We start from the raw sequence: 12,377 nt of genomic DNA, 5'->3' as shown, positions 1-12,377 counted from the left end.
ATGGAAAGCCCATTAGTACAACAAGCAACACGCTTGGCATGGTTCGGATTAGTCCCGTTTATTGTGACTGCTGTGCTGGGGGCTTTTCATGTATATCCTGACTTTTTATTACAGGTTTTTCTTATTTACAGTGCGGTTATTTTGTCCTTTTTGGGCGGTATTCATTGGGCGTTAGCTATGACAGAGAACCTGCCACGCCCTCAAGGCGCGCTACTGATTTGTATGCTGCCATCTATTGTAGCTTGGGCTAGCGTGTCATTTCTGAATGAAAAGGTCGCGTTACTTGTTCTAGCTGCTGTGTATTTACTATGGCTTAACTACGACATAAAAATGGTGAATCAAACGTGGTACGAAAGGTTTAGAAAACCCATTACCTTTGTTGTCGCAGGTACGCACCTAATTTGGTTCGTGGTAGTGGCTACGGCGGCTCGAACGCTATAAAGTTATTTAGTTTTGTGGGTGAAAACGCCGTCCCAGTTTTCACCCGGTGGCTCTTCAATATATTCTTTGCATCGTCCTACATACAATTTGGCTAGTTTATCGTTAGGCCACTGTTCTAAATGCTCCCTAAACAGTCGCTTAGCCTCTTTAAACTGGCCTTGTTCATAACATGCCAATGCCTTATTCGAGCTCGTTACTTGTGCTGGCGATGCTTGGCTATCTGCTTGATAACCCATTAGCTCATAAATGGTTAGAGGCGCTTCTCTGCCTTTAACACGTACTCGGTCTACTTTGCGATATACGAATTGTTCCTCAGCATATTTCTCGATGTGCTCTAAGGTGCTCTCGCTAAACAGAATGTCTACACCGTAGCCTTTCGTTAAGCCTTCTAGCCTTGAGCCTAAATTTACGTTGTCGCCAAGCACTGTGTACGCCATGCGGAACTCGGAGCCCATATTACCGACGTTCATAAGCCCAGTATGAACGCCAATTCCCATCGCCAATGCCTTTTTACCTTCTTGTACGAAAGTGTCGTTAATTTCTTTTAATGCGTCTTGCATAGCAAGCGCACCTTCCAAGGCATGAATAGCGTGTTGTTGGTCTTTTAGTGGGGCTCCCCAGAATGCCATTACTGCGTCACCCATGTATTTGTCGATGGTGCCCTTGTTGTTATGAATCGCCTTAGTTACAGGCGTCAGTAACCGGTTCATAACTTCGGTTAATTCGGCAGGGGGAATATTTTCAGAAAATGAAGTAAATCCGCGGACATCGGAGAACAAAACGGTCAGCTCCTTTTCTTGCCCTAACATATCTTGCGCTTCGGGAGACGCTACAATGTCGGTAACGAGCTCTGGGGGAATGTAGCGCCCAAATTGTTCTGCAACCTGTCTTTTTTGCAGGCTCTCACGCCAGAAGTTCATGGATAAGTGCCATCCGGTTAGCAGTAACAGAAGCAGCAATCCAGAGGCCAGTGGTAATACTAATCCTTGCTGCCAAGCGTATAGATTGACACCTAGATGTGTAGCTGTAAGTAGCGTGCTAATACTGAGTAGGGCTACGGAGCTTAATCGCGGATAGTACCAAGTCATAAGTAGACCCGTGATAAGAAGCGCAATAAGCGTAATGGCTAAGCTATAACCGGGCTCTGACTTGAAGTTCATTTGCAGCATCCCAGCTAAAATACTGGCATGTATTTCTACTCCGGGAAATACAGCTCCTACTGGGGTAGACCTTAAATCCATTAAACCTGGTGCAGACGTTCCCAATAAAACAATTTTCCCCGCGAGTTGCTCTTGGGGCACTTCTCCAAACAATACATCAGAGGCAGATATATAATCGAAATGTTCGCGTGTACCAAACCAAGGAACAAGAACCGCACCTTGTGGATCTGTGGGGAAATAGAATCCACCTACATCAACACCTTCTAAATGTTTCTGACCTCCTCCCTCATAAATGTCTAAATTTGCAGGTGGCTGTCCAAGTAAAGTGGAAAACATGGCTAGAGGCAGACTGGGGTAAAGTTCGTCCTGCCAAACCTGGAAAAGAGGTACACGTCTAAACACTCCGTCTTCATCTACAAGAGGGTTGTCAAAATAACCTCCCGACATTACGAACGGTTGTACCTCTTCGTTGTTGCTGCTGAAACGAGTTGGGCGCACCAAAGGTAATTGCTGCCACTCTTGCTTCGGGTTGGTGACTTGCAGAGGAGGTGGAAGCACTCCTTGTGACTCGGCGCCAGAACCGACTTGCAATGAAGAGTCGAAGTAGAACGCCGACACTGTGGGATAACTCATAAGAACGTTGCCTAAAACCGCGTCACCGCTAGCAATAGACGGAGTCTCGGGTAGGTTCGGGTAGCTTTGTCGCAGTTGCTGCCACTGGGTGGCTAGAAGGTTTGACTCTGGCTCTGCAAAAATCACGTCGAGTCCAAGCAATTGTATTTGGTAACTCTCAAATAGTTCGTAAACCAGCCGTGCCACATAAGCTCTAGGCCAGGGCCATTGGCCAAACTCCTGTAAGCTTTTCTCGTCGATATCGACAATAACGATACCGGGGTCGTGGGTTCCGTCGAGTGTTTGTACAACGCGTTCGTCAAAAGAGAGCCATTCTAACCGTTGTAAAACATTTGAAGACCACACACCAACTTGCTCGCCAATAACCCAAAATAAGATAATTAAACTTATTGTGGCCTGAAATGTTCTAGAGCCTATTCCATGCTTTTTTATCTTAGCCATGCTAGCGGTTATTCCAGAATGTTCCAGCCGCTAAACTGCTCATCACTAGCGAAGAGTTGGCGTAACTCTGACTCATAAGCCGGCTTAAGATGCGTAATCCAAACGTTTTTCGGTGGTGTTTCTAATTTCTGAAGCAATGCAGAAACGTTCTTAGGCGTGAGATGGCATGAAACATCAGCCAAATCTTCGTAACGATCAGGAAAAGCGCACTCCACCATAAACGTGTCCATAGGCGGTAAGCTATTCAACTTATCTACCACAGCTTGGCTTAGCTTTGTGTCAGCAGAAAATACGAAGTGCTGATCTTGGTCTTGCACACTATATGCAAATGTAGGAACAGTGTGCTCAACTTCGAAAGGTGTAAATGAAATTCCCTCAAGCGTTACAGTTTGTTTAGCGGATAAGGGAACAAACTCAAGAATAGGGTCGGCTTCATCAGGCAGTTTTAAAAAGTCTGGCCATATTTTCCAGTTGAAAATATGCTCCTTTAAAACATCAATGGTTTCTTGTTGCGCATAAACCTTTATGGGGTAGGGCACTTCATCGAATAAGTTCGAAAGAAAGGTGGGTAAATGACAAATATGGTCCATGTGGGCATGGGTAATAAAAATGTGACGTATAGCTCGCATTTCTTTTATGGAAAGCTCTGCCAAACCACTACCAGCGTCGATTAAAATTGAAGGGTGCACCCTTAAACAGGTACTTCCAGAAGAGCCTCCAACACCACCGCTACATCCCAAGACATCAATATTAAACATCGAAAAATCCTTATGCTTTAGGCGAGCTTGCCGAGAATTTCATCTACAGCAACGTCATCAATTTGTTCTGGTGTTAAGTACTTTTCAGCGTAGCGCAAGTACACCTTTTTCTCGACAAACATCTTAAACAAGTCAGGGTCAAGATGACTGTTTAATACCATATTCGACATAATATTCAGTGTTTGCGAGAGAGGCATAGGCTTCTTATATGTGCGTTCAGGGGCGGTTAAAGCCTCGAACACATCGGCAATGCCCATAATTCTGGCAGGCACCGACATTTGTTCTCGAGTTAGCCCTAATGGGTAGCCTGAACCGTCCATTCGCTCGTGGTGACCGCCAGCAAACTCAGGTACACGGCGCAGATGTTTCGGAAATGGAAGTTTACTGAGCATGTTAATGGTATGTACCATGTGATCTTCCATGATCTGCCGCTCTTCGTCGGTTAGAGTCCCGCGTCTGATGCTCAGGTTTTCAAGTTCATTTGGGGTGATTAACGGGTGTTTCTGTCCCTCAATGTCGGTGTAGTAAAGCTCACTAAGCTCTTGTAACCGGCTTAAATCTTTTTCTTCAGTAAACTCGGAGCCTTTATTGCACGTCCTCAAGAACGCTAGCGTGTCTTTAAAAAAGGCATCGTTATAGGTTTTACAGGCTTCAGGCTCGGGTTGGTTATTCGCTTTTGCTTCCAGCGCTTTCACTTTGTACTCCATGCGAATGCGCTCTAAACGAGCTTCTACTGCGTGAATTCTGTCATTTATGGTTTCTAGTTTGGTCGACTTCTCAACAACATGTGGTGGAGTTACAATTTTGCCGCAGTCGTGCATCCAGGCCGCTGTGCGTAACTCATACATTTCCTCTTCAGACATTTCAAAGCCTTCAATGCCAGGGAAATCGGAGCCACTGGCAGCTTCAGCAATCATGATTGTGGCGTCGGGTACCCGTCGACAGTGCGCGCCTGTTTGCGGTGATTTGGCGTCGATAGCGCTTGCGATAACTTGAGTGAAGCTGTCAAAAAGGTGATGTAGGTCATCAATGAGTCGTCTGTTGGTCAGTGCAATTGCTGCTTGAGAAGCTAAGCTAGAAACTAGCTCTAAGTCTTCTTCGTCAAAGGTAATGGTGTTGCCTTTGTCGTCTTGCTTATTTAAAAGTTGAATGGCTGCAATGACTTCATTTTCATGGTTCCGCATGGGAACTACGAGCATCGACTTAGAGCGATAACCTGTTGTTTCATCAAACTTCTTTGTGCCAGAAAAGTCGAAACCTTCTTCTTCGTATGCGTCGGCAATATTAATAGTTTGTTCCGACACAACAGCATGAACGGCTACCATCTTGTTGTTAGCTTCGCCAGACTCTAGATAGCATGGTAAATCTGGGAAACGATTATCTATGGGGTCGCCAGTACCTCCCAGCTTAACGCCAAGCGTATCGTTTTGTACTAACTTGAACTGAAGTACTTTACTTTTCGCGTCTTCGTCGTCTTTAACAATATAGAGCGTTCCGCCGTCTGCCGACGTTAAGTCGCGCGTACTGCTTAGGATTAACTCGAGTAGTTTCACTTCGTCACTTTCAGCGGAAAGTGCAATGCCAATTTCATTGAGGCGTTTTACAAGTTTGAGTTCGGTACTAACGTCTAATGTAGCGGTCATGCAGGGCCCCTAGCTAAATGTTTGTGCCTAAAACTACGAGGCGTTTTATCGTTAATTCTAAGACTAACACAGATAAATATATGTTCAGCTATACTTATTGGTGAAATCTACAGCACGTAGGAGCCGTTATGAAAATCCATATTTTGCTCGTCATGTGTGTTGCAGTACTTGTCGGGTGTCCGGCACAGACACCAGAAATGCCCCAAACTCAAGTTGAAAACCAAGCTACACCTCAAGTGGAGATACCAACATGCTCGTTGAGGCTGGGTTTCGACGCTTGGGAGCCCTATCAGTACATGGATGTTGGCAATGAAGTCATGGGAATTGACATCGAACTGGCGCGCCATGTAACTCAAGCAATGGGATGTGAGTTAGAGTATGTTCAAGCTACTTGGTTGGAGCTTTTACAAGGCGTCGAGGAAGGAACCATCGACATGCTAGTAGGAGCTTCAAAAACAGAAGAGCGTGAGTCTTATGCTTACTTCTCTAATATGTACCGTGAGGAGTCGTTCGCCTTGTTTGTGAGGCAAGGTGAACAACATAGGTATGCCGACTTTGAGACTTTGGGTGACTTCGTTGATGCAGGTTACAAGCTCGGTATAGTTAACCAGTATTACTATGGTGATAGCGTACAAGCGATTACTGAGAGTGCGAACTATCAAGAACAGATCAGCGGAGCGATGATTAGCGAATTGAACCTAGCGAGGCTTATTGACCAAGATGTCGACGGTATCTTAGAAGATGAACGCGTAGGGCTGTCTATGATACGCCGGAAAGGTCTCTCGGAATATGTGACGGAAAGCCATATTAATACCGTTGCGTCACCTATTTTTGCAATGTTTTCTAGGGAAAGTGTGAACGAAGAACTCATAGAGGAGTTTAATCGTGAGCTTGCTGTGGTTCATGCAAACGGAACCTATGCGGAAATAGTCGCTAGATATGGGCTTTAAAGCTCGCTGTTAAAGTTCGCTCTTAAAGTTCGCAGTAACCGGCAGGAAAAACGACGAGGTGGTCTAAGTTAAGTCTTAGGCCAACCTCACTTCCAAGTTCGTATTGATGATGCGAAGGTGCCATACATAGCAATTGACTACCGTCTTCAAGCTCAACAGTGTAGAGATAGTGAGCTCCTCGGAAGCCTTTGCTAATAACTGTGCTTCTCCGAGCGCTGGAGTCGTCGATAATAATGTCGTCTGGGCGAACCAATATTTCTACCATCTCGCCTTCACTATTAATCGAAATACCTTCGCCGTTTAACTCACCTAAAGGTGTAGACACCTTGTTGTCTTCGATCACCGAGCCTCTAATAAGCACTCCATGACCTATGAAGTCGGCAACCAAGTGATGTGCAGGTTCATGATACAAACCATAAGGTGTGTCCCATTGCAGCATTTTGCCGTGGTACATTACTCCTGCTTTGTCAGCCATCGCGAATGCTTCTTGCTGGTCATGAGTCACCAGTAGTGCTGTTATTTTTTCTTTTTTAAGAAGTTGGCGAACATCGGTCGCTAGAGACTCTCTTAATTCCGCATCTAGACTCGAGAATGGTTCGTCGAGCAACAGCAGCTTCGGTTGTGGCGCTAACGCTCGAGCTAGCGCTATGCGCTGCTGTTGACCTCCAGAGAGTTGATGAGGAAATCTGTTTTCGTAACCTTCAAGCCCTACGTATTCTAAAAGCTGCTTTACCCTTTGTGACTTTTCGCCTGTACTCCACTTGTGCAGGCCAAAGCTAATGTTCTCACCTACGTTCAAGTGTGGGAAAAGTGCAAAGTCTTGAAACACCATACCAATTTCACGTTTTTCTGGCGGTACGAGTTGAGCAGGTGAACTCATAAGCTTGTCTGCAAGCGTTATGCTTCCACTTTGTACAGGCTCAAACCCTGCAATAGCTCTTAACAGTGTTGTTTTACCACAGCCGGAAGGGCCCAACAGGCAGCCGATATCGCCTTCCTCTAGAGAAAAGTCTACTGAGTCGACAATGACTTGCTCACCAAAACTGACCTTTATTTGGTTAAGCGTTAACAGGCTCATAGATTTCCTCGGCTTTCTGCGGTGGTGTTTTCATATTGAGATAGCTTTGATGCCTAGCTTGAATGGCTCGGCTGAGCAATATTACAGGAACTAAGCCCGCAACCACAATCATTAAAGCTGCTGGACCTGCTTGTGCAAGTCTTTCGTCGCCTGCCATCTCATATGCGCGAACAGCCAATGTATTAAAATTGAAAGGGCGTAGAATAAGCGTTGCAGGAAGCTCTTTTAACACGTCGACAAAAACCAATATGCCGGCGGTCATTAAACTAGTTTTTAATAGAGGGAAATGAATGCGGCCAAGTACTTGAGTAGAGCTCAAACCTAATATTCGGCCAGACTCGTCCATCGCAGGACTGATTTGGGCTAACCCGCTGTCTATGGTTTGAATAGACACTGACAAGAAGCGCACTAAGTACGCAAATAAGACCGATATGATGGTGCCAGAAAAGATAAGACCTGGATTTATACCGAACAAAAATTCTGAGGCGCTAATGATTTGTCTATCGAACCAAGCGAAGGGCACAATAATACCCACCGCAACGATAACGCCGGGCACTGCGTAGCCGGTAGAAGCCAGGTTCACACTTATGCGTGTCCAGGTGGTTTTTAATTGGCGCTTGCCATAACAAAACCAGAGCGCAACCATGACGGTAATAGACGACGCGAGTAACGCTAAGGCAATACTATTCTTCACTAGTTCATGAAAATCTGGGCTTAGCCAAGTTTCGACCTGATCATAAGACCAAGATATTAATTGTAATGCAGGAAAGACAAAGCCAATCGCAATAGGAATAAAGCACACTAGAAACGCAGCAATGCTTTTGCCTCGACTTAGTTTAAACGGTCTTGCCGGCTGTGAGCCTTTAGTTCCATTATGATACTGAGACTGCTTTCTAGATATACGCTCGAGAACCATCAGGATAATAATGGCAGACAATAGTATGCTGGAAAGTTGCAATGCTCCGAGAGGATCTCCCATGCCGTACCATGTTCTAAAAATACCCGTGGTAAATGTGGTTACGCCATAAAAATGAACTGTGCCGTAGTCGGCTAAAGTTTCCATCAGTGCAAGCGTTAAGCCTGTGGCAATCGCAGGGCGGGCCATTGGAAGGGCAACACGCCAAAAACTTTTCCATGGAGATAAGCCCAAAACTCGGCTTGCTTCAATGGCAGCGCGGGACTGTTCAAGAAACGCAGCTCGTGTAATGAGATATACATAAGGAAAGAGTACAAAACTTAAGACTAGAATAGCGCCGGTGATTGAACGCACTTCTGGGAAATAATAGTCGCCGTAAGACCAGTTAAATATGTCTCTTAGTGTTCGCTGAACAATCCCTTCATAACTTAGCATTCCGCTGTACGTGTATGCGGTAATGTACGCAGGCATGGCGAGTGGCAACAACAATGCCCAGCGCAGCCAGCGCACGCCTTTAAATTCGCATGCGGTGGTTAACCAAGCTGTACTTACGCCCAATAGAGTAACAAGAACACCTACACCGACCATCATGACAATGGTGTGCCATACATACTCGGCAATCACAAACTCCCATAAGTGAGAGAGCGTTTGCCTTTGTTCTTCACCGGTTAGTCCGATAAAGAAAGCGGCAATAACCACCAACAATGGCAAACACACAAAGGTCGCGAGTAGCGGTGAACTTGCCTTTCTGAAAGCAGAAAAAGCCCGCTCTCGCAGGCTTTTATGCAACAAATAGGCTGAACTACGTGCCGGAGACATTAACGCTTAACGCCAACCTGCACGGTTCATTAAGCGAACTGCCGCAGCATTATTTTCGCCTAGTACGCTCATTGATAGAGTGTCAGCTTCGAAATCACCCCAACTAGTAAGGATTTCGCTGCGGTCTGTACCCGGGCGTACTGGGTACTCTTGGTTTGCTTCTGCATACCAAGCTTGTGACTCTTCACTCACTAAGAACTCCATGAGTTGAATAGCTTCGTCTGGGTTAGAAGCGTGTTGTAGTAAGCCAATACCACTCACATTCACGTGAACACCTTGTTCGCTTTGAGAAGGCCAGAATACGTTCACTTTAGACACTGTTTCTTGATTAGCAGCTTCGTCAGAAGCTGTCATACCGCCGAAGTAGTAGGTGTTAGCAATCGCAATGTCGCATTGACCTGAAGCAACGGCATGAATTTGGTCGCGGTCACCGCCTACTGGTTCGCGAGCGAAGTTAGCTACTAGGCCACGAGCCCATTCTTCTGTCGCTGCTTCACCGTGGTGCGCAATTAAAGACGCTACCAAAGACTGGTTATAAAGGTTGTCTGAAGAGCGAATACAAATACGGTTACGCCACTTTTCGTCAGCTAAATCCATATAGGTTGAAAGTTCGCTAGGCTCTACGCGTTCGTTTGAATAGAAAATGGTACGAGCGCGCATGCTAAGTCCGAACCATTGCTGGTCGGCGTCTTGCAAATGTGCAGGTACGTTAGCGTTTAATACGCGAGAGTCCACTGGCTGGAATAGACTGGCACTTTTAGCGCGGTGTAACGCACCTGCGTCTACAGTCAAGAACAAGTCGGCTGGGCTATTCTCGCCTTCGTTTTGTAAGCGAGTTAATAAACCGTCGCCAGAGCCGGTAACCAAGTTAACTTGAATTCCTGTTTCTTCAGTGAACTTTTCAAGAAGCGGTTTAATAAGACTTTCTTTACGAGAAGAGTAGATATTTACACTGCTTTCCTCGTTATTATTAGGTTTTAGAGTAAGGATGAGTCCTGCAATGATAAGGACTGCTAAAATGATTTTAAAAATGGGTTTCATAACAGCGTTAAACTCCTTCTTTAAGATTGAGTAGAGTCTAAAGCATATCTTTCTAAATGACAATTATTATCATTTAACTTTTTTGAATTTTTTTGGGATGTTTTATGGAAGCTACAATTAGCTATATTACGTTGGGTGTTTCAGACTTAAAACGTGCTGTTGAGTTTTATCAAAAAGTGCTTGGGTTGAAGACCAAAGGTATTATCGGAGAAGAATTCAATGACGGAGCTGTGGCTTTTTTTAAAGTAAACACAGATTTAACTTTGGCTTTGTGGCCAAGAGAGAGTTTAGCGCGCCAATGCGGCGTCCCCTTGGGCTCACCGAACTCGTCTGGTTTATTACTTGCTCACAATGTCGGTTCAACGGAGAAAGTTGACCAAGTTATTGCTTCAGCACTGAAAGCAGGAGCTACATTAACCAAAGAGGCCGCGGAGTTTCCTTGGGGTGGATACGGAGGAGTTTTTATGGACTTAGACGGACACCTTTGGGAAGTGGTATTTAATCCAAATAGCAGTAGCAACACGTAAGCACAGTGTTGTTTTCGCATTCATACAACTAAAGGAGATGAAAATGCGATCATTATTGTTAGCAGTGATTATAGGTACGTTTTGCGTTCCTGCTTTTGCAAAAATAGAAACGAGCTACCATGAATACAGAGTCGGCAATGAGGTTATGCGTGGCTACGTAGCATGGAACTCTCGTTTGGAGCGCTCTCTAGGCACAGTTTTAATCGTGCATGACTGGGATGGTCCGAACGACTACGAAGAAGGCAGAGCAGAGCAGTTAGCTGCACTTGGCTATACTGCTTTTGCGGTTGATGTGTATGGAAAGGACAACCAACCGACGAGCATGGACGAGAACCGTGAACGCGCGACAGAAATGTACCAAAATAGGGAATTATTTCGCCAACGACTGATGGGAGCAATGAACGAAGTTGCACATATTCCGGGTGGCACAGAAAACATCGTTGCCATGGGTTATTGCTTCGGCGGTGCAGCTGTCCTTGAAATGGCAAGAGCGGGAGCTGGATTAAATGGCTATGCATCCTTCCATGGCGGGTTAAATCTTCCAGAAGGGCAAAATTATGAGTCTGTAGACGCCCCGGTTATTATTTTACATGGCTCAGCAGATCCCGTGTCAGGTATGTCAGACGTCGCGGCCTTGTTAGACGGGTTAGAGGCACAAAGTGTTCAGCATGAAGCACATATTTATGGTGGTGCTCGCCACTCTTTCACTGTTCCATGGAGCGGTGACTATCTACTCGAAGCCGACAGAGCTTCTTGGGCGGCACTGTTAAACTTCTTAGACACCAACCTGTAAACATATAAAAAGAGGAGCCATTGAGCTCCTCTTTGCCTCCCAATCTGTATATTTTTGAAACAATTTAGTCGGTAAATTCACTTGAGCTCGTCATATTTTCGGCTTACTTTGAAGGTTAGCTAGGGTATGGCTGAAGTGGAGATTCACTATGTACAGTGATCAAGATTTACAAAACGCGGCGGAAGCTGGCGTTTTTAAACACGAACAGGTCGATGCTTTCAAGGAATGGGTGAACAAGCCCCAGGAAAATACTGATCTTAATATCGCAGACGAAGAACAGTTCCGTTTAGTTTCCGGGTTTAACGACATATTCGTCGTTATCGCGTGTGTTTTAACCATCATCGCGGTCTCAATGATCGGCCAGCAGGTCGATGAAGTTGTGGGTGGCTTGGCTGCCGCAGGCTTGGCTTGGGGGTTAGGCGAGTACTTTATTAACAAGCGTCACATGGCGTTACCCGCGATTGTGCTGATGTTCGCTTTTGTGGTTAGTATTTTTTACGCGGGTGCTGAGCTTATCTCCCACAAACATTACTCGATTGTTTTAGCTTGTGGTTTATCGATAATTGCGTCATACGGACATTGGCTTCGTTTTCGAGTGCCTATTACGGTAGCGGCGCTGGCTGCTGCTGGTGTTGGTTTACTGATCAGTTTGGCAATCGCTATTGCTCCAGGAATTGAAGAGTGGCTGCATGTGCTTACTTTTGTGCTGGGACTGGCTGTATTTATCTTTGCCATGTATTGGGATTCGCAAGACTTAAAACGGGTTACGCGTAAGTCAGACGTAGCGTTTTGGTTGCATTTACTGGCTTCACCACTTCTTGTGCATTCGGTCTTTCAATTTATTGAAGTGGGCGACTATCAAGGTATCTCTTTGTTGCAGGCTGCTTTGGTGCTTGTGACTTATGGCATTCTCGCCTTTATATCTCTTGCAGTAGACCGCAGAGCCTTAATGGTGTCTGCATTGGCTTACGTTATTTATGCGTTTTCTTCTCTGCTAAGTGACTTCGGTATAGTGAGTTTAAATTATGCACTTACTATTCTTGTTGTTGGTGGTTCGCTACTGTTGCTCTCGGTGTATTGGCACAACGTACGAAATAAAGTTGTTGGCGTTCTACCGGAAGCGGTTCGTTTGAATCTTATTCCGAGCACCTCATAACATTCTTAAATAAAAAAAGGG

The 12,377-nt window shown here is 45.4% G+C and carries 11 protein-coding genes; 5 read left to right on the top strand and 6 right to left on the bottom strand.

The annotated features are described in order from the left end of the window. On the top strand, positions 1-441 hold the full coding sequence (locus DQX04_RS05025) for a DUF3429 domain-containing protein (protein ID WP_111914768.1): 441 nt from the start codon (positions 1-3) through the stop codon (positions 439-441). A gap of 2 nt (positions 442-443) precedes the next feature. On the opposite strand, the gene DQX04_RS05020 is transcribed toward DQX04_RS05025, so the two are convergent. Genes DQX04_RS05020 through DQX04_RS05010 form a run of 3 tightly spaced genes read right to left on the bottom strand, consistent with a single transcriptional unit; the run spans position 444 to position 5,076 of the window. Beyond that, on the bottom strand, positions 444-2,675 hold the full coding sequence (locus DQX04_RS05020) for a CHASE2 domain-containing protein (RefSeq protein WP_111914767.1): 2,232 nt from the start codon (positions 2,673-2,675) through the stop codon (positions 444-446). Between the two features lie 8 nt (positions 2,676-2,683). Then, complete coding sequence (locus DQX04_RS05015) at positions 2,684-3,433, bottom strand: 3',5'-cyclic-nucleotide phosphodiesterase (RefSeq protein WP_111914766.1); 750 nt, start codon at positions 3,431-3,433, stop codon at positions 2,684-2,686. A gap of 17 nt (positions 3,434-3,450) precedes the next feature. Beyond that, a complete protein-coding gene (locus DQX04_RS05010; protein ID WP_111914765.1) occupies positions 3,451-5,076 on the bottom strand; it encodes an HD family phosphohydrolase in 1,626 nt (541 codons plus the stop codon). Positions 5,077-5,204: 128 nt separating this feature from the next. On the opposite strand from DQX04_RS05010, the gene DQX04_RS05005 reads away from it, so the two are divergent. Then, entirely contained in the window at positions 5,205-6,026 is an 822-nt protein-coding gene (locus tag DQX04_RS05005; protein WP_207801084.1) for an ABC transporter substrate-binding protein, read from the top strand. A gap of 22 nt (positions 6,027-6,048) precedes the next feature. Here the strand turns inward: DQX04_RS05005 and DQX04_RS05000 are convergent, their stop codons facing one another. Genes DQX04_RS05000 through DQX04_RS04990 form a run of 3 tightly spaced genes read right to left on the bottom strand, consistent with a single transcriptional unit; the run spans position 6,049 to position 9,880 of the window. Continuing rightward, the gene (locus DQX04_RS05000; RefSeq protein WP_165831946.1) at positions 6,049-7,098 is read right to left on the bottom strand and encodes an ABC transporter ATP-binding protein; all 1,050 of its coding nucleotides are present in this window, start codon (positions 7,096-7,098) and stop codon (positions 6,049-6,051) included. Further along, the gene (locus tag DQX04_RS04995) at positions 7,085-8,839 is read right to left on the bottom strand and encodes an iron ABC transporter permease (RefSeq protein ID WP_111914763.1); all 1,755 of its coding nucleotides are present in this window, start codon (positions 8,837-8,839) and stop codon (positions 7,085-7,087) included. Before DQX04_RS04995 ends, DQX04_RS05000 begins: the two co-directional genes overlap by 14 nt. Before the next feature lie 6 nt (positions 8,840-8,845). Beyond that, entirely contained in the window at positions 8,846-9,880 is a 1,035-nt protein-coding gene (locus DQX04_RS04990) for a Fe(3+) ABC transporter substrate-binding protein (protein ID WP_111914762.1), read from the bottom strand. Positions 9,881-9,984: 104 nt separating this feature from the next. Here DQX04_RS04990 and DQX04_RS04985 point away from each other — a divergent pair, with 104 nt between their 5' ends. From DQX04_RS04985 to DQX04_RS04975, 3 genes are all read left to right on the top strand, one after another. Continuing rightward, the gene (locus DQX04_RS04985; RefSeq protein ID WP_111914761.1) at positions 9,985-10,407 is read left to right on the top strand and encodes a VOC family protein; all 423 of its coding nucleotides are present in this window, start codon (positions 9,985-9,987) and stop codon (positions 10,405-10,407) included. Between the two features lie 43 nt (positions 10,408-10,450). Beyond that, positions 10,451-11,200: a dienelactone hydrolase family protein gene (locus DQX04_RS04980; protein ID WP_111914760.1), complete on the top strand. Its 750-nt coding sequence runs from the start codon at positions 10,451-10,453 to the stop codon at positions 11,198-11,200. Positions 11,201-11,348: 148 nt separating this feature from the next. Then, a complete protein-coding gene (locus DQX04_RS04975) occupies positions 11,349-12,356 on the top strand; it encodes a hypothetical protein (protein WP_111914759.1) in 1,008 nt (335 codons plus the stop codon). Positions 12,357-12,377: the final 21 nt, after the last annotated feature.

The organism is Aliidiomarina sp. B3213, assembly GCF_003290085.1.
Lineage (GTDB): Bacteria > Pseudomonadota > Gammaproteobacteria > Enterobacterales > Alteromonadaceae > Aliidiomarina.
Note: the sequence above shows the minus strand (reverse complement) of the source record. Positions and strands in the feature narration are given on the sequence as shown.